At 46.2% G+C, this 17,124-nt stretch carries 20 protein-coding genes and 9 tRNA genes; 26 read left to right on the top strand and 3 right to left on the bottom strand.

Annotation, left to right across the window (positions count from 1 at the left end):
• Positions 1–61: 61 nt before the first annotated feature.
• From nagA to MCG46_RS13075, 19 genes are all read left to right on the top strand, one after another.
• Positions 62–1,198: an N-acetylglucosamine-6-phosphate deacetylase gene (gene nagA, locus MCG46_RS13165; protein ID WP_020224162.1), complete on the top strand. Its 1,137-nt coding sequence runs from the start codon at positions 62–64 to the stop codon at positions 1,196–1,198.
• Complete coding sequence (locus MCG46_RS13160) at positions 1,191–1,997, top strand: HAD family hydrolase (protein WP_240280398.1); 807 nt, start codon at positions 1,191–1,193, stop codon at positions 1,995–1,997. The genes nagA and MCG46_RS13160 overlap by 8 nt, the downstream gene beginning before the upstream one ends.
• Positions 1,984–2,826, top strand: a complete 843-nt coding sequence (locus MCG46_RS13155) for an aldose 1-epimerase family protein (RefSeq protein ID WP_240280397.1) — start codon at positions 1,984–1,986, stop codon at positions 2,824–2,826. The genes MCG46_RS13160 and MCG46_RS13155 overlap by 14 nt, the downstream gene beginning before the upstream one ends.
• Before the next feature lie 84 nt (positions 2,827–2,910).
• The gene (gene nagB, locus MCG46_RS13150) at positions 2,911–3,639 is read left to right on the top strand and encodes a glucosamine-6-phosphate deaminase (RefSeq protein WP_020224159.1); all 729 of its coding nucleotides are present in this window, start codon (positions 2,911–2,913) and stop codon (positions 3,637–3,639) included.
• Between the two features lie 223 nt (positions 3,640–3,862).
• Complete coding sequence (gene trxA, locus MCG46_RS13145) at positions 3,863–4,174, top strand: thioredoxin (protein WP_020224158.1); 312 nt, start codon at positions 3,863–3,865, stop codon at positions 4,172–4,174.
• Positions 4,175–4,748: 574 nt separating this feature from the next.
• Positions 4,749–5,288 carry a helix-turn-helix domain-containing protein gene (locus MCG46_RS13140; RefSeq protein WP_020224157.1) on the top strand — a complete coding sequence of 180 codons (540 nt, stop codon included), beginning with the start codon at positions 4,749–4,751 and terminating at the stop codon, positions 5,286–5,288.
• 24 nt (positions 5,289–5,312) lie between these two features.
• Complete coding sequence (potA, locus tag MCG46_RS13135; RefSeq protein WP_240280396.1) at positions 5,313–6,881, top strand: spermidine/putrescine ABC transporter ATP-binding protein; 1,569 nt, start codon at positions 5,313–5,315, stop codon at positions 6,879–6,881.
• A gap of 6 nt (positions 6,882–6,887) precedes the next feature.
• On the top strand, positions 6,888–7,676 hold the full coding sequence (locus MCG46_RS13130) for an ABC transporter permease (RefSeq protein ID WP_240280395.1): 789 nt from the start codon (positions 6,888–6,890) through the stop codon (positions 7,674–7,676).
• Entirely contained in the window at positions 7,673–8,476 is an 804-nt protein-coding gene (locus MCG46_RS13125) for an ABC transporter permease (protein WP_040451167.1), read from the top strand. The genes MCG46_RS13130 and MCG46_RS13125 overlap by 4 nt, the downstream gene beginning before the upstream one ends.
• Positions 8,460–9,542, top strand: coding sequence for an ABC transporter substrate-binding protein (locus tag MCG46_RS13120; protein ID WP_040451165.1), 1,083 nt, complete (start codon positions 8,460–8,462; stop codon positions 9,540–9,542). Before MCG46_RS13125 ends, MCG46_RS13120 begins: the two co-directional genes overlap by 17 nt.
• Before the next feature lie 149 nt (positions 9,543–9,691).
• Positions 9,692–9,765 (top strand) — tRNA-Cys (locus MCG46_RS13115).
• A 7-nt stretch (positions 9,766–9,772) separates the two neighbouring features.
• Positions 9,773–9,859: transfer RNA gene (locus tag MCG46_RS13110), tRNA-Leu, on the top strand.
• A 99-nt stretch (positions 9,860–9,958) separates the two neighbouring features.
• Positions 9,959–10,035, top strand: a tRNA-Arg gene (locus MCG46_RS13105).
• 38 nt (positions 10,036–10,073) lie between these two features.
• Positions 10,074–10,150: transfer RNA gene (locus MCG46_RS13100), tRNA-Pro, on the top strand.
• Positions 10,151–10,164: 14 nt separating this feature from the next.
• Positions 10,165–10,241 (top strand) — tRNA-Met (locus MCG46_RS13095).
• A 20-nt stretch (positions 10,242–10,261) separates the two neighbouring features.
• Positions 10,262–10,338 (top strand) — tRNA-Ile (locus tag MCG46_RS13090).
• Positions 10,339–10,347: 9 nt separating this feature from the next.
• Positions 10,348–10,438: transfer RNA gene (locus tag MCG46_RS13085), tRNA-Ser, on the top strand.
• Positions 10,439–10,460: 22 nt separating this feature from the next.
• Positions 10,461–10,537: transfer RNA gene (locus MCG46_RS13080), tRNA-Met, on the top strand.
• A gap of 2 nt (positions 10,538–10,539) precedes the next feature.
• Positions 10,540–10,615 (top strand) — tRNA-Phe (locus tag MCG46_RS13075).
• A 188-nt stretch (positions 10,616–10,803) separates the two neighbouring features.
• On the opposite strand, the gene MCG46_RS13070 is transcribed toward MCG46_RS13075, so the two are convergent.
• From MCG46_RS13070 to MCG46_RS13060, 3 genes are all read right to left on the bottom strand, one after another.
• A complete protein-coding gene (locus MCG46_RS13070; RefSeq protein ID WP_240280394.1) occupies positions 10,804–11,916 on the bottom strand; it encodes a tyrosine-type recombinase/integrase in 1,113 nt (370 codons plus the stop codon).
• Positions 11,917–12,046: 130 nt separating this feature from the next.
• Entirely contained in the window at positions 12,047–12,787 is a 741-nt protein-coding gene (locus MCG46_RS13065) for a hypothetical protein (RefSeq protein WP_240280393.1), read from the bottom strand.
• A complete protein-coding gene (locus tag MCG46_RS13060) occupies positions 12,787–13,554 on the bottom strand; it encodes a helix-turn-helix domain-containing protein (RefSeq protein WP_240280392.1) in 768 nt (255 codons plus the stop codon). The genes MCG46_RS13065 and MCG46_RS13060 overlap by 1 nt, the downstream gene beginning before the upstream one ends.
• 145 nt (positions 13,555–13,699) lie before the next feature.
• Between MCG46_RS13060 and MCG46_RS13055 the strand changes: the two genes are divergently transcribed.
• The 7 genes from MCG46_RS13055 to MCG46_RS13025 all read left to right on the top strand — a co-directional run bounded on the left by MCG46_RS13055 (position 13,700) and on the right by MCG46_RS13025 (position 17,124).
• Positions 13,700–13,891, top strand: a complete 192-nt coding sequence (locus MCG46_RS13055) for a helix-turn-helix transcriptional regulator (RefSeq protein WP_240280391.1) — start codon at positions 13,700–13,702, stop codon at positions 13,889–13,891.
• A 44-nt stretch (positions 13,892–13,935) separates the two neighbouring features.
• Positions 13,936–14,145: a hypothetical protein gene (locus MCG46_RS13050; protein WP_240280390.1), complete on the top strand. Its 210-nt coding sequence runs from the start codon at positions 13,936–13,938 to the stop codon at positions 14,143–14,145.
• 67 nt (positions 14,146–14,212) lie between these two features.
• Complete coding sequence (locus MCG46_RS13045) at positions 14,213–14,374, top strand: hypothetical protein (RefSeq protein WP_240280389.1); 162 nt, start codon at positions 14,213–14,215, stop codon at positions 14,372–14,374.
• Positions 14,371–14,853, top strand: coding sequence for a hypothetical protein (locus MCG46_RS13040; RefSeq protein ID WP_240280388.1), 483 nt, complete (start codon positions 14,371–14,373; stop codon positions 14,851–14,853). The genes MCG46_RS13045 and MCG46_RS13040 overlap by 4 nt, the downstream gene beginning before the upstream one ends.
• Complete coding sequence (locus MCG46_RS13035) at positions 14,834–15,547, top strand: antA/AntB antirepressor family protein (protein WP_240280387.1); 714 nt, start codon at positions 14,834–14,836, stop codon at positions 15,545–15,547. The genes MCG46_RS13040 and MCG46_RS13035 overlap by 20 nt, the downstream gene beginning before the upstream one ends.
• A 12-nt stretch (positions 15,548–15,559) precedes the next feature.
• Entirely contained in the window at positions 15,560–15,967 is a 408-nt protein-coding gene (locus MCG46_RS13030) for a hypothetical protein (RefSeq protein WP_240280386.1), read from the top strand.
• The gene (locus MCG46_RS13025) at positions 15,967–17,124 is read left to right on the top strand and encodes a DUF2800 domain-containing protein (RefSeq protein WP_240280385.1); all 1,158 of its coding nucleotides are present in this window, start codon (positions 15,967–15,969) and stop codon (positions 17,122–17,124) included. The genes MCG46_RS13030 and MCG46_RS13025 overlap by 1 nt, the downstream gene beginning before the upstream one ends.

Here is a 17,124-nt window from a genome sequence, read left to right as displayed (position 1 = left end):
AGCTGTATCTCCAACATGATTCAAACAGGAATGAGAGACCCAAGGAAAAGAGGGAATAAGGATGAGAATTCAAAGTACACGTGTCTGGCTGAACGAACAATTCGTGCCGGCGCAGCTTGTTTTTGACAACGGAAAAATCACAGCGATCGAAACTTACAACGCTCAGAAAGCCGACGTGGATTACGGCGATAAGCGGATTCTGCCGGGCTTGATTGATATTCACTGCCATGGCTACAACGGTCTGGACTGCAATTATGCGACCCGCGAAGGACTGATCGACTGGATTGAATATCTGCCGAAGGATGGCGTCACCAGCTTTTTAGCGACCACCTCAACCGCGCCGGAAAGCAACTTGTTGGAATCCTATGCACTGATCAGTCAGATCATCGACGAGAATCACCGCGGTTCTAAAATCCTGGGCATTCATGTCGAAGGTCCGCAGATCTCCCATGAATTCAAAGGGGCGCACAATCCCTATTTAATTCAGAAACCGAATGTTGAACAATTCCAGCGTTATCAGAAAGCCGCGGACGGCAAAATCAAGATGATCTGCATCGCACCGGAAAAAGATGATGATCATGCGCTGATCCGCTACTGTGTTTCGCAGGGCGTGAAAGTGGCCATGGGACACACCGGAGCCAAATTCGATGAGTGTGCCGCCGCGATTGAGGATGGGGCGGACAGCTTTACGCATACGTTTAACGGAATGCTGGGACTGCATCATCGGGAGCCGGGAACAGCCGGGGCCGCCATGTATTTCGAGGATATCTATGCGGAATTGATCGCGGATGGAGTGCATGTCCATCCAGCCGTAGCGCGTGTGCTGGGTCAGGCCAAAGGCAAGGACAGACTGATCTGCGTCACCGATTCCGTATCAATCAAAGGTTTAAAGCCAGGCTTCTATCACATGAAGGGCCGGGATGTGACGGTCGGTGAAGATGGCTGCGGACGGCTGCCTAACGGCAAGCTGGCGGGCAGCTCTAACCGCATGAACATCTTAGTCGGCAACCTGATTGAAATGATGAAGCTGCCGCTGGCTACGGCGATCAATGCGGCGACAATCAATCCCGCACGGCGGATGGGCTTTGTCGGCAAAGGCCTGATCGAAACCGGTTATGACGCTGATTTATGCGTACTGAACGAAGATTACAGCGTAGCCCAAACATGGGTGCTGGGCGAGGCCATGCTGCATGAGTAAAGCCCGTGCCGTCTTTTTCGACATTGATCACACGCTGTTCTCCCACACGCTTCACGATGTTCCAGCCTCTGCCTACACGGCTTTGGAAAAGCTGAAGGAAAACGGCAGTCAGATTGCGTTATGCACCAGCCGGGCGGTGGAGGAACTGGTCAACCTGCCGCAGAAGCTGCGGGATATGCTGGACGGCATCGTCTGCGCCCAGGGCGGCGTGATCATCGACCATGGGCAGATCATCGCCGCCAAAATCATCGATGAAGGCGATGCTGAACGGGTGATCGATTACTGTCGGCGCAATGAATTGGTCATTCGCTACAGCGGTGTCCACGGCGAGAACAGTCACGATCAGCATTACACGCAGGAAATCAGCGATCTGTTTTATTTTCTGTATAAGATGCGTCCCGGTCAGACGCTGTGGAAACACCAGCCCTTAGTCAACATTATCTTTTATACCAAGGATGCCGTACATGTCGAAGCGATCCGCGCACTGTTGGAACATTCGCATCTGATGGTCATGCATTTTGCCAACGAAGTCACGGCTGCTGATGCCAACAAGGCCAGCGGAATGCTGGAGCTGGCAGCCCACTGGGGCTTTGACGCAGCACAAACAGTGGCGTTTGGCGATGGCTATAACGATGTGGAAATGATCCGCCGAGCCGGGTTAGGCGTGGCAATGGGCAACGGCTGCGATGAAGCCAAGCAGGCGGCGGACTATGTGGCTGACGATGTTGACCGCGATGGAATTTATAAGACCTGTCTGCATTTTGGACTGATTGAGGAGGAAAATCATGCCGAGAATTGAAAATGAACTGGCCGTTGTTGAAGTTAAGACACAGGCAGCCGAAATCACCAGTTTTTACGACAAGGAAAAGAACATTGAACACATGTGGCAGGGCGATCCGCAGTTTTGGGCTGGCCGCAATCCGATCTTGTTTCCGATGGTCGGCAGTACCTGGACTAAGGACTACCAAATTGATGGAAAAACGTATAAAATGGGAAACCATGGGTTTGCCCGCCACAGCGAATTCACAGTGGAAAGTGTCAGCGACGACACAATCGTGCTGTCCTTAAGTGACAATGCGGAAACCCTTGCGCAGTATCCGTTTGCGTTCAAGCTGACGGTAACCTATCAACTGACGGGAAAACAGCTGACGATCACCTATCGGATTGAGAATCATTCGCCGCGGATGATGCCGTTCTCATTTGGTCTGCATCCGGCCTTCAACTGTCCGATGCGTGCGGATGAACGTTTTGAGGATTACAAGCTTGTTTTTGCCTGCCCGGAAACTCAGACGACAACGCATGGCGACGCCTCGCTGTGCCTGAATGAAGAACGTGAAATTGCGTTGGATTATGCAACTTTCAAGAATATTCCGACACTTTTGTTTGAACATCTGCGTTCCCCGTACGTCACCTTGACCAATGGCAAGAACAGCGTTAAGGTCAGCATTGCGGGCTATCGCTGGGTGGCTTTCTGGACGAAGCAGAACGCTCCGTATCTGTGCATTGAACCATGGCACGGGCACGGCGATTTTGAAGAAGTACGGGTTCCGTTTGAGGAACGCGAAGGCACGATTCAATTAAAGGAAAACGGCAGCTTTACGACTTCATATACGATTGAAATCGGTTAATTTTAATTCGTTAACAAGTGCGCTGAGCGTTGAGTTTACCACGCTTTCGTGCTATTGTTATAGATGAAAAAGGGAGGAATTCAAATGTTCAAAATTATTGTGACCGAAAACTATGACGAACTGAGCGAAAAAGCTTTTGAAGTCATGAAAGAGGTCATCACATCCAAGTCCAATCCGGTTCTGGGTCTGGCGACAGGCTCCAGTCCGATCGGTCTGTACCAGAATATGATCAAGGATCATCAGGAAAACGGAACGTCTTATCAGAATGTCGTCACCTTCAACCTGGATGAATACATCGGCCTGAAGCGGGATCACAGCCAGACATACTGGACGTTCATGCATGAGAACCTGTTTAACGGCCTGGACATTCCGGAAGAGAATGTACACGTTCCAGTTGGCGACAGCGCTGACATTCAGGCTGAATGCGAAAAGTATGAAGAAGCGATGAAGAACTTTGAGGTCGATATTCAGCTGTTAGGCATCGGCGCTAACGGACATATCGGTTTCAATGAGCCGGGAACTTCCTTTGATACGCTGACGCATACCGTCGTATTGAAGGAAAAGACACGTCAGGACAACGCCCGTTTCTTCGATCCGCTAGGAGAAGAAGTTCCAACGGAAGCGATTACGATGGGCATCGCAACGATCATGAAAGCCAAGAAGATCCTGTTGGTTGCCAATGGCAAAAACAAGGCTGACGCAGTGTATGCCATGATCAAAGGCCCAGTGACGGAAGACTGCCCGGCGAGCGTTCTGCAGAACCATCCGGATGTCACCGTCATCGTTGACCGTGGTGCAGCAAGCAAGCTGTAAGCCGTTCAGTTAAAAATAAGCTTGTTTCAAAACAGCCTGCGGGCTGTTTTGTTTTGGCTGAGTTGTTTTGTGTAAATAGAAATCGACGGCGTTTTATTCCTGTTTAAACGTGTTTGCTTCTCAGTACAATTGATTTTTCGGCCTGGTTTATTTGCTGAGCATTTCAGTATGCAAAGGAAAAAACTGTGATATACTTAGATTACTGAACAGGAGGAATACGTTGATGAAAATTGTAAATACGCAGGAATTTGATGAAATTACAGCAAAGGGCGGATTGGTGCTCGTGGACTTCTTTGCGGATTGGTGCGGACCATGCAAAATGCTGGCGCCGGTTTTGGAAGAAGTGGCCGCGAAGTATGAAGGCAAGCTGGATATTGTGAAGGTGAATGTTGATCAGTCACAGGATCTGGCACAACGTTACGGCGTCATGTCGATTCCGACACTGATCGCATTTAAAGAAGGCAAAGCGGTGAAGCAGAGCGTTGGCTTCCAGCCCAAGAACATGCTGGAAAACATGATCGACGGTTTGCTGTAAGAGTAAAAGCAAATTGACAAAACGAATCCTGACGGCTTGAATTCATGCGCGTCCGAGATAAACAGGCTTACTTCTATCAAAAAAATTATGCACTATGCGGCCGGGTACTGTTGTATCCGGCTTTTTTTGTTTTGACTAATTTTAAGGGAAAGGGATGAAGCTGTGGGATTAAGGGAAAGCTGTAGACAGCTCAGGTTCAACCCTTGCTAAAAAGCAGGACTCCAGATTTTCCGCCTGCGGCGCGCAGGTAAAAAAGATCAGGCTGAGGATCAAGGCCTGCGAATAGATGATCTTCTAACTCAATGCATATTTGTTGCCTTAAAAAGAAATTTCGGTTTGGAAAAAAACGGACGACAAGGCCAGATCGCCAGGGATAAATCGAAATTTTCCATTTACCGTCAATGCAGTGTCTGCGGAAAGCGGCATCGGAAATAAAAAAAGTTTAACAACAGTAATCTTTTTGTTTAAAACTATTGAATTTTACATCCGCGTATGTATAATAATATCTGTGTTTATTAAATGCTTCCGCAAAGTTTAGTGATGCTAAACTTGGAAGCGGAAAAGGAGGGGTTGGATGGATATCGGATATCGGATCAAACAGCTGCGGACAAAAAACAATCTGACGCTGGAGGAACTGGCCAGCCGCTGCGAATTAACCAAGGGCTTTCTTTCGCAGCTGGAACGGAATCTGACTTCTCCATCGATTGCCACACTGCAGGATATCGTGGAAGCTCTGGGAACGACATTGGCGAAGTTTTTCCAGGAGGAAACGGAGGAAAAACTAGTCTTTACTGACGATGACTACTTCGTTGACGAGCGTGAGGAATGCACAATTCACTGGATCGTGCCCAACGCGCAGAAAAACGAAATGGAGCCGATTCTGCTGGAGCTGCCAACACAGGGACAATCGCACGAAGTCGCTGTCCATGAAGGGGAGGAATTCGGCTATGTGCTGTCTGGGCGGATCAAGCTGGTCAATCTGGATACGGGGAAAGCGTATATCGTCAAAAAAGGGCAGACATTTTACGTTAAGGGATCGTTCAGTCATTGCCTGAAAAATGATTCGGCACAACCCGCCCGCGTGCTGTGGATCTGCACGCCGCCAATCTTTTAAATCAACAGGAAAGGGGAATTACGGATGAAAAAACTAATTCAGTTTAAGAATATCGTAAAGGAGTTCGATGGTCAGATCGTATTGAAAGGTGTCAACCTGGATATTTATGAAAATGAATTCGTCACGCTGTTAGGCCCGTCAGGCTGCGGCAAGACGACGCTGCTGCGAATTTTGGGCGGATTTTTGGAACCGACCGAAGGCAAGATTATTTTTGATGGTCAGGATATCAGCCAAGTGCCGCCGTACAAGCGGGAAATCAATACGGTTTTTCAAAAATATGCATTGTTCCCGCATATGAATGTTTATGAGAATATTGCCTTTGGTTTGAAAATAAAGAAGCAATCCAAGGATGTCATCGAGCAGAAAGTGATGCGTATGCTTTCATTGGTCGGGTTGGAAGGCTTTGAGAAGCGCAATGTCACCCTGCTTTCGGGCGGACAGCAGCAGCGGGTGGCGATCGCCCGCGCTTTGGTCAACGAACCGGAAGTTCTGCTTTTGGATGAACCTTTAGGGGCGCTGGATCTCAAGCTGCGCAAAGAAATGCAGCATGAACTCAAAAAGATCCAGAAGGAAGTCGGCATTACGTTTATCTTCGTTACACATGACCAGGAAGAAGCGCTGACGATGTCGGATAAGATTGTCGTTATGAAGGACGGCGAAATCCAACAGATCGGAACACCGGAAGAAATTTATAACGAACCAGAAAATGAATATGTTGCCCGCTTCATCGGCGAATCCAATATCATCGATGGCGTGATGAAGGATGATTACCGCGTCATGTTTGATGATAAGATTTATGACTGCGTTGATTACGGCTTTAAGAAAAATGAAAACGTCGATATTGTGATCCGGCCGGAAGACATTGATATCGTGCCACGCGGTCAGGGTATCCTTAACGGTGAGGTTAAATCGCTGTTGTTTAAAGGCGTTCACTATGAAATTATGGTTCAGACTGTATCCGGAACCGCCAAAACGGTAAAAATGCACGTTCTGGCCAATCATGATACGACCAATCCGGAGGCGCACGAAAAAATTTCCGCCAATGACTTCACGATGGACCTGGAAGACGTGGCGGAGATGAGCGATGCTGACGTCATTGCCCGCGCGAATGCCCAGGCATGGGATGAGGAAGATGAATTTGTATCACTGACGACAGTGGATTATGATATCAAACCGCAGCCAGGTACCTATCCTGCGACCTTCGGTACTTCCAAAGGAACGTCGATTACGATCAAGATCAGTGTTGTTGAACCGAAATATGTTGAGGACAACAAGCACAACATCGGCATCACGGCCTTCGATTTTTATAAAACACCGGATGAAATCAAAGAGAGCGTCGCGCTGAACACGGATTTAAAAATGTGGGCCAGCGCCGAAGCCTGGGATTTGGAGGACGACAGTCCGATTGAGATCAGTGAAGTTAAATATGATTTTGACCCAGAAGAAATTGCCGAAGGTGACTTTGACATCACCTTTGCGACCAAAGGCCGCATCTTCAAGATCCATACAACGGATTTCCAGGAGGAAGGCAAGAAAGTCGATCTCAAATTCGCACCGGAAGACATTCATGTCATGTCCAAGATGGGAGTGTAAGCCGCTATGAAATCCTTTGCGCGCATGCTGTATCCGTATCTGATCTGGATTGCAATTATGATTTTAGCGCCGATGCTTCTGATTATCCTGTACGCCTTTACCAAGCAGGGCAATTCCGTACTGACGCTGCAGTTCACGCTCGAGAACTTTGCCCGCTTTTTCTCCGACAGCATCTTTCCCAACGTCTTGTGGCGGTCATTAAAAATCGCTTTGATCACAACCGTGATCTGTATTTTATTGGGGTATCCTGCGGCCTATTTTATCGCCAAGCTGGAGGGAAACCGCAAGTCAATTATGGTGCTGTTAATCACCTTGCCAATGTGGATCAACATGCTGGTCAGAACTTATGCCTGGCGCGGCATTCTGCTGAATTTTCCTGTCAGCAGTGAATTTAAAGTGTTTGTCGGCATGGTGTATAACTTTATACCCTTCATGATTTTACAGATTTATACGTCGCTGACGAAAATGGATCAAAGTCTGTTAACCGCGGCTGAGGATCTGGGCGCAAACAAGGTGCAGACATTTCTGCGCGTGACGCTGCCGCTGTCGATGCCCGGCGTCATTTCCGGGATCACACTGGTTTTCCTTCCAGCCGTCTCCAGTTTCTTCATTCCAAAGCTCTTAGGCGGCGGCGATTACGTTCTGGTCGGCAACCTGATCGAAAACTATTTCATTTCGACGGGAGACTGGAACTTTGGTTCGGCGATTTCGTTGATTATGGCAGTGATCATCATGATCTCCATGTTCATTACCAAGAAGGTCGATTATGAGAATAAGGGGGAAAGCCGCGCATGAAAAAGCTGAAATCCCTGTTCTCCCGATTCTATCTGCTGCTTGTTCTGGCCTTCTTCTATCTGCCGATTCTGTATGTTGTAGTCTTTTCCTTCAATGACAGCAAGTCATTAAGCAAATTTACTGGGTTTTCTCTGCAGTGGTATGAAAAGATGTTTGCCAACCGCACGATTATGGAATCCATCTACTATACCGTGGTGATCGCGGTCATCGCTACGGTTGTGTCGACGATTGTGGGAACGATTGCGGCCATCGGTTTATCCAAATCCCGCCGCATCGTAAAAGAACTGACGCTGCAGATCAACAATCTGCCGATGATGAACCCGGAAATCGTCACGGCGATCGGCTTAATGCTTCTGTTTACTTCATTGAATATCAAAACAGGCTTCATGACGCTGCTGCTGGCGCATATTGCCTTCTGTATCCCCTATGTCATGCTCAGCATCATGCCCAAGCTCAGACAAATGGATCCCAATCTGCCGGAAGCAGCATTGGATCTGGGCGCTACCCCATGGCAGGCCTTAACCAAAGTCATTGTGCCGGAGATCATGCCGGGCATTGTTTCCGGCGCCCTGATCGCCTTTACGATGTCATTTGATGATTTCGTGATCTCCTTCTTTACTACCGGTCCGGGCATTAACAACATTTCGATTTATGTCTACTCGATGTATAAGCGAATCAATCCGAGCATCAACGCGCTGTCCACAATTATTGTGGTGATGATCACCGTCGTTCTGATTCTGGTCAACGTGATTCCAATGATAAAAGAAAGGAAATTAAAGAAAAATGAAAAACTGGATTAAACTGGGGTTATGCGGCTTGATGGTTGTTTCGCTGAGCGGTTGCGGGGGCAGCGGCAAGAGTGATGTTGATCCGCAGGAAGTCTATGGCTGCAGCACGTTAAATGTTTACAACTGGGGTGAGTACGTCGGGGAAAACGTCTTGTCCAATTTTGAAAAGCAGTACAATGTAAAAATTAACTATTCTATGTTCGCTTCCAATGAGGAAATGTACACAAAGCTTTTAGGCGGAAGTCAGTACGATGTTCTTGTTCCATCAGACTATATGATCGAACGGATGATTGATGAGAACATGCTTCAGCCGTTGGATAAATCTATGATTCCCAACCTGGCTAATTTAGCGGATGGGGTTAAGGGCTTGTCCTATGATCCGGATAACACCTATTCTGCGCCGTATTTCTGGGGCATGGTCGGCATTGTCTACAATAAAAACAATGTTGACCCGGCCGATGTAGAATCACAAGGGTTCGATGTTCTGCGCAATGAGAAATATAAAGGTCATGTCTTCGTTTATGACTCGGAGCGGGATTCGTTTATGATGGCGTTTAAAGCGTTGGGTTATTCGATGAATACAGAAAATGAAGATGAGATTCAGGAGGCCTACCAATGGCTTCTGGATATGGATAAGAAGGTGGATCCATCCTATGTGACGGATGAAGTTATCGACGGCATGGTTACGGGTGAAAAAGATATCGCGGTCGTTTACAGCGGCGATGCTGCCTATATCCTTTCGGAAAATGAGGATATGGCCTACTGGCTGCCGGAAGAAGGCACAAATCTGTGGAGCGATGCCATGGTCATTCCAGCCAATGCAAAATGTCCGAAGCTGGCTAACGAATTTATCAATTACATCCTGACGGATGATGCTTCCTATGATAACTCCAGTACTGTCGGCTATGCTTCCAGCAATAAAAATGTTTTGGAAGAAATGAGTGCGCCGGGAGGCGAATATGATGGAAATCCAGCTTACCTGCCACGCGTTGGTTATGCTAAAGATGAAGTGTTTAAGCATAATGAAGTTTTGAAAAAGATCCTGGCGGATCTCTGGATTAAAGTCAAAAATAGTTAAAAGTTTGAACAAGTTATCAACAAATGCACAAGAGGGCGCTGGAAATGAGCGCCTTTTTTGTTTTGAAAAGCCGCAGAAATTCGTTTCATTTTAGCCTTGCATTTTAATAGGAGTTCATATATAATAATAAAGCACAGCGAAATGGTAATGGTACCTTAGCCAAGTGGTAAGGCAATAGACTGCAACTCTGTGATCGCCAGTTCAAATCTGGCAGGTACCTCCAATTTATTGGGGATGTGGCGGAATCGGTAGACGCATCGGACTTAAAATCCGGTGATGGAAACATCGTACGGGTTCGAGTCCCGTCATCCCCACCAATCCTAAAAATCAAGCTGTAAAAAATGAAAAAAGTTGTTGCAATTCAACATTGACTCTGTTATAATAACAAAGCGTTGTTGATAAGAACAACGAAATATGCGCCCATAGCTCAACTGGATAGAGCGTTTGACTACGGATCAAAAGGTTGCGGGTTCGATTCCTACTGGGCGCGCCATTTTATTAAAAAACAGTTCCCGATGGGAACTTATATTTCGGGATGTAGCACAGCTTGGTAGTGCACTTGATTTGGGATCAAGGGGTCGCAGGTTCGAATCCTGTCATCCCGACCATGATTTAAATTTTTGGCGAGGTAGCTTAGTTGGCTAGAGCGTTCGGTTCATACCCGGAAGGTCGTGGGTTCGAGTCCCACCCTCGCTACCATTTGCTTGATTAGGATCTTCGGACCCTTAGCTCAGTTGGTCAGAGCTGCCGGCTCATAACCGGCTGGTCGTAGGTTCGAGTCCTACAGGGTCCACCAAGTCATTCTGGAGGAATACCCAAGTGGTTGAAGGGTCCGGTCTTGAAAACCGGTAGGTCGGGAAACCGGCGCCTGGGTTCGAATCCCAGTTCCTCCGCCATTGAAAATTTATGCTTAGTTATCGCGGGGTAGAGCAGTCTGGTAGCTCGTCGGGCTCATAACCCGGAGGTCGTTGGTTCAAATCCTTCCCCCGCAACCAATGGTTCTGTAGCTCAGTTGGTAGAGCAATGGACTGAAAATCCATGTGTCGCCGGTTCAATCCCGGCTGGAACCACCACTTAAAAACATGCGTTTAAGCCCTTAACAAAAGGCCTAAACGCTTTTTTTATACCTTGGAAGTGTGTGATGAAAGTGTGTCAAAGTTTGCCTAAATTGACTACAGTTTTAATGGTCAAAAATGGTCTACGTAGTCAAATAATGGTCAGAACCGCTTTTAACAACAGCTTAAATTATGATAAAAAAAGGCTACTTTTCAAGAGTAGCTTTTGAGGATAAGTAGTTTTGTAATTTATTGCGAGCGTCTTCATTCTCTTTATCGAGATGGGTGTAGATGTCCATCGTCACACTGGCTGTGGAGTGTCCTAGCATATATTGTGCGTCCTTAATACCAACTCCCGCGTAATAAAGCATTGTAGTGTAGTTGTGGCGGAAGACATGGGCTGTCAGGCCTTCTGGTGGCGGCAGCTCCAGCTCTTTGGCTTTAACGGTCATCTTCCTTATAATGGATTCAAACATTCGCCGGTAGCCTTGCTCCGTGATCCACTCGCCGTTTTGATTCGTGAAAATCCGGTAGGCGCTGATCCGCTCAAGGTAGGCTTTGAAAAAAGGAATGTGCTCTTTCATCAGGAACAGATGGCGAGTTCCGCTGTCAGACTTTGTTTCTTTCTCAACTGGTTGATTATGAATGAGGGATACCGCGGTTTTGATTCGCAGCTGCTCCCTTTCAAAGTCAAAATTATCTTTGGTTAAAACCAGTGCTTCCTCTTTACGCAGACCGTAGTATTTGAGAAGTAGGATCAACATCTTCTCTCGGTTCGTGAACTCAGTGACTTCCGTCAAAATGTCCTCTGCTTTTGTGAGAGGTCGTTTGACGGGCTTTTTATACTTCGGCAGCTGAACACCCTTGAAAGGGTTTTTGTAAAGCAGAGCGTCTTCTATAGCGCTGTTGAAAATCTGATTTAGCGTGATCTTGATCTTCTGGCAGGTTCTCGGCTTATTCAGCGCACTGTTGATGATTTCCTGACAATCCATCTTCGTGATCTTGACCAGCGGCAGGGCGTTAAGCGGCGTTGTGTAGTTCTTGAGTACAGAGAGATACATCAGTTTGGTTTGTTCTTCAATACCAATGCACTTGTTCTTATACCAGCGCTGCGAGTATTCACCGAAAGTCATGTCTTTGTCTTTAACGAAGATCCCACGCTCCAGATCCACAAGCATGCTGGCCTTTTTCTTCTCCAGCTCCGCAATGGTCTTACCATAAATGGTTCTCTGATCGGGCTTCCCGTCTGGTCTGTAACCGATCATGACTGAGGTGGCATAACGGCCGTCTTTTCGTTTCTTGTACTTCGCTTTTGGCATTTGTGGTTTCCTCCTATCTTTGCTATAATAGGAGCATAGAAAAAAGACTTTAGCGGGTTTGATTTCTATGCTCTGGGATCAGTTGGCGCTGATCCACTCGCACTCCCTGTTGGCGCAGGGGGTGTTTTTTTTATAAAATTCGATAATCTAAAGGACCGATTTTAATAAAATATTCTTCTTGCTGAATTTGATATTCTAAAACGTACCTAGATTCTAGTTTATTGCTAAAAGCATCGGTGTATGAAATTGTTAAATAAAGATCACACGTGGATATTTTCTGGTTAAGATCGAAATAGAGTAAAGAGCGAATAGTTCTCTCTGAGTTAATGGTTAATGCTTTTATTTCGTCTCCAAAGCTTGAGCATTCTAAAAGCTTGTGGCCGGAAGCTTCCATTCCAATTCCCGGTTCTATTTTAAAAGTGCAATTCATCGCCTCGCCTCTACCCGTATTTCTTAGGATAAAGGAGCAACGAATTAACGTGTGTGGAGAGTCAGCTTTTCTAAGCTCGCCAGAAATTTTATTTTGAGTTAACTCAACAATTGGTCGATATTGGATGGCTAAATCCATTTTTCTTTTTTCTTCCTGAAGTTCGTAATCTTCTTTTCTTTTTGCGCTCTGATCCTGAATGGTCCACCATACTCCAAATAAAGTCATTGCACCTCCACCTAGAGCTCCCAGCAGACTTAACCAACCATCTTGGGTGCCAACGATAAAGGATTTAGGAAGTATCGAACTAAATATATTACTTAACTGCCCTAAGAGATAAGCAAAAAAGACGGTTGTGAGTGATACAAAGAAAATTAATAATGCAAGTAGATTAAATTGTATCTCTATTTGATCTTTACTCTTTTTTTTCTTTTTTTTAAACATCATCTATCCCTCCTATCGCTGACAACAAAAGCCAGTTTTCCAACACATTTGAAATGCGTTTCTTCATCGTCAATTTTTATAGGTGGGTATTTGCCATTCGCGGGCATTAAGTAGATACTGTGATCTTCACCAACCATAAACTTTTTGCAAGTTGCAATGTTATCATCTATACAAAAACATCCTATCGTGCCGCTGTCAATGACACCGGTCTTCTCAAAAATCAGAATGTCTCCATCATTGATCTGCGCTTCTATCATTGAATCACCCTTCGCTATCTGACCGAAATACTCTTTTCCTGCGGATAGCCAGTCACTTGGAACAACGACATAATCAATAACTTCATCGTCAACAAAAGAGCCATTCCCGCAACATAGGGGAGCGTATACAGGAAGTTTTACAACATCATTAATAATGTTTTTCATCTTGTGATAATAGTTACTGTACACGTCATCATCAATCACTGATCTACTGCCATCTTCGTGATCAAGCAGTTCCCCGGAATCAGTAAATTCTAAATTTTTGAAAGCTTCTCGAGCTCGAGCCGTTTGTAACGTTAAATCGGGGTCGATGCCTAAAACTTCGCAAATGCTATGATAGGTTTCCATATCAAGTCGTGATACACCATCTTCATATCTTTTGAGAGTACTTTTTGTTTTATAGCTATTTAATGCTTCTGACAAGCTATCTAAACTCATGCGTCTTTGTTCACGAGCTTCTTTTAACAAAGCACCGAGTTCAATGTATAAATCTTTATCTAATCGTGGCATATTCTCACCTCTGATTTTATGATACCACAAAAATGGTACATATCAAGAAGAAACGAAAAAAATGTTCCATATTTTTGTTGACAAGGAAATGACGATTGACTATACTAAAGTTGTGCCGCAAATGTGGAACGGATTGGAGGGTGACATGATCGAACTAACTGTGGAGCAGGCAAGAAAGGTTAGCGGGATTTCACAAAAGGAAATGGCCAAAATATTGAACATTTCCGAAAATGCTTACATTAACAAAGAAAAAGGAGTTTCACGCTTTTATGTTGATGAGGCATGTAGGTTCGCAGAAGCCGTTAACTTGCCGCTAGAAACAATCAAATTTTTTTAAGATTTATGTGCCACAAAAGTGGAACGAAAGGAGGCGGATCAAAAATGGAATATCCGAAACAGCTGATGAAGCTGTCGGAACTGAGTGCTTTGGGATTCAGCAAAAAGCAGCTCAGGGAGTACGTTCACCAGCCAGGTTGTCCGTGTATGCGGACAGGAAACACAAAAAACAGTCATTACCTTATCGACACAACGAAGTTTGATGACTGGCTGGAAGAACAAAAAAAGCGTTCCCCTATAGCTTGGAGGCAATAGGAACGCAAAGATGATCTTAATGTCCTTGAGATCATCTCCATTTTAGCACAACTGAAAGGAGATTGGAATGAAAAAGAAACAACAACAGCAACAACCGTCTTTGGACGATGAAATCTACAGGGAGCTTACAATCAAGCGTTTGAATCAGATGACGGGGAAGAAGCTGAAATTTGCTTATAAGGCAGTTAAGGCTTATGACGAGTGTCCAGAACCGGAGAAAACGGTATGAATCAGTTATTGGAAGCTGTGTTGCTTGGTGTTAGGCAGCTGACTCCGGATAACTTAAAAGTCACCTACAGCTTTATTCGGAAGATGCAGCCTAATAAGGAAGCGCAGAATCGCGTCGATGAACTGGCATGGAACTCTGGCACGGTCTGCACTGACGAGCGAGCACATGAAGAGCGGTCGAAGTTGTATGTGCAAGAGCTTGAGGAACTCGCCCGTGAAGCCTATGAAAGAGAAGAAAGCCAAAAAGATAAAGTGGCAGCTCAGCTTGAATTTTGCAAAAGGCTTACGGATAGTCTGGTCGGCTTTCAGGAAATCGCTGCTGAAGGACCATCAGCGAAAAAAGCGGTCGCAGGCGTTACGCTTATGCTGTTGTTTAAGTTGAGTGATAACGAGGCGAAGGGGTGGCTAGAATCAGTCGCAGAAAGTGTCGCAAAAGCCTTGGAAAGTGAGGACGAATCAAGTGGAACTTTTAAAAGCTAACTACGATGATGAACGCATCACTTTCTCAGCAAGGGAACTGCACGAATTTTTAGAGTTAAGTACTGAATTCAGAAAGTGGTTTCCGAGAATGTGCGAATATGGATTTGAGGAAGGTGTTGACTTTCAAAGGGTGTCCCAAAAATGTCCGACCCCTGGAGGTGTGCAGGAAGTGGTAGATTATCAAATCACCATTGACATGGCAAAAGAGATCGCGATGATCCAGCGCAATGAAAAAGGGAAGCAGGCGAGACGATATTTCCTTGAAATTGAAAAACGTTGGAACAGTCCGGAACACATCATGTCAAGGGCGCTGCAGATATCAGAAAAGAGGAACAAGATTCTAGAGCAGGAAAAGCAGGAGCTGTTACCCCTAGCCGAATATGCCAGAGCGATCGGCAAGGTAGACGGCTTGATGATGATCGGAGACTTAGCTGCACTCCTCACGCAGAATGGTTACTCCATTGGTAGGTTGGAGCTGTTTGAATGGCTGCGGAATCATGGATACCTCATCCGGCAGAAAAATAGCCGGAACGTGCCAACAAGAAGAAGTATGAAGATGGGGCTATTCAGAGTCTTTGAAGAAATTTACTACGAAGGAGCCGAAGCGCGGATGTCATTAGAAGTCCAGGTAACGGAAAAAGGAGTAAAGTATTTCGTCAAAAAGTTTACTGGAAAGACCGATTATGAAAAATAGAAGGAGAAACACATGGAAGTAAAAGTAACGCTCGAAGCCGGTCAGTCGCTGATTGACCTGGTCAACATACTGCTGCAGGGCTTGTCCCGGCAGACAATCACATCCATACCAACTGAAAAGAAGACAAAAAAGCAGCCTAAGCCGGAACCGGAACCAACAGCTCAACCTGAACCGACAGCAGAGCTAATCCTGGAAACCACTGAGGCTCCAGCAGAGGAGTTACAGATCAACGACACAGCACGACCAGAGATTGATTACACCAAACTGCGGGCAGAGATCAAGGCTGTTGCGTCCAACAAGCGAGCTGCCAATCCAAGTGTTGATATCAAGAGTGTATTTAAAAAACACGGTGGCACTAAACTCTCGGAGATCGCCGATGCGGATCTGCCAGCAGTCAAGGCAGAGATCGAGGCACTGTAATGGCTGCAGACGTAATCAATCATACGGGACGGGCACACGCTGTTCTCAGCGCGTCAGCGGCAAATCGGTGGATGCACTGTCCACCCTCTGCCCGTCTGGCCGAGCGATATCCACAGACTACAAGCAGCTACGCTGAGGAGGGCACACGGGCTCATGAGATCGCTGAACAGTGCCTGAGGGCGTTTAAAGATGGCACGTCAGAGCCTGTCTACGAGGGTGATGATCTGCGGATCCGTGGAGAGCTGCAGCCTTATATTGATTGGATCGTGGAGACTTATAATGAGTATAAGGACAAGTCGACTGATACGATTATGTTGCTGGAAACCCGAGTTGACTTTAGTGATGTCGTGCCTGATGGCTTTGGCACCGGTGACGTGATCATCATCTCTGATGCAACCTTACACATTATCGACTTAAAGTTCGGTAAGGGAGTACCGGTCGACGCCAATTTAAATCCACAGCTTATGCTGTATGCACTTGGTGCTCTTAATCTCTTTGGAGATCTGTACGATATCAACCTGGTGCGTATGACTATCAACCAGCCGCGCTTGGACCACATCAGTACCAGCTTTGCTTCGGCGGCGGAGATCAGACATTGGGGAGACCATAAAGTAGCTCCAGTGGCCCAACAGGCATACGAGGGTAAGGGTGAGTTTGCTTGTGGCGATTGGTGTCGTTGGTGTCCAGCCAAAAACTGCAGGCACCGAGCGGCAGTCAATCAAAAACTGATCGAGGATCATCAAGATCCTGCGGCGCTCAACAAAAAAGAGCTCGGCGTAATTCTGCGGCAGCTTGGCCAGGTTAAGTCTTGGATGGATACACTCACCAGCTACGCTACGGATCAGATCCTGCAAGGTAATGAGATTCCGGGGTGGAAGCTGGTTGAGGGTCGTAGCATACGCAAATATGTTGATGAGGATAAAGTGGCCGAAAAGCTTAAAGCAGAAGGCTATGCAGAGGCTACGATCTACGAAAAGGTTTTGCTTGGCATTACGAAAATGGAGAAAGCCATCGGCAAGAAGCTCTTTGCAGACTTACTTGGTGATCTGGTCGTTAAGCCGGCCGGCGCTCCGACGCTGGCTCCTGAAACAGATAAGCGTAAAGAGTATAACCCACAACTACAAATTTTAGAAGAAATGGAAATTGAGGAGGAATAA

Origin of the sequence: Holdemania massiliensis (assembly GCF_022440805.1) — a bacterium.
GTDB classification, from domain to species: Bacteria; Bacillota_I; Bacilli_A; order Erysipelotrichales; family Erysipelotrichaceae; genus Holdemania; species Holdemania massiliensis_A.
This window is presented reverse-complemented; position numbering and strand designations above follow the sequence as displayed.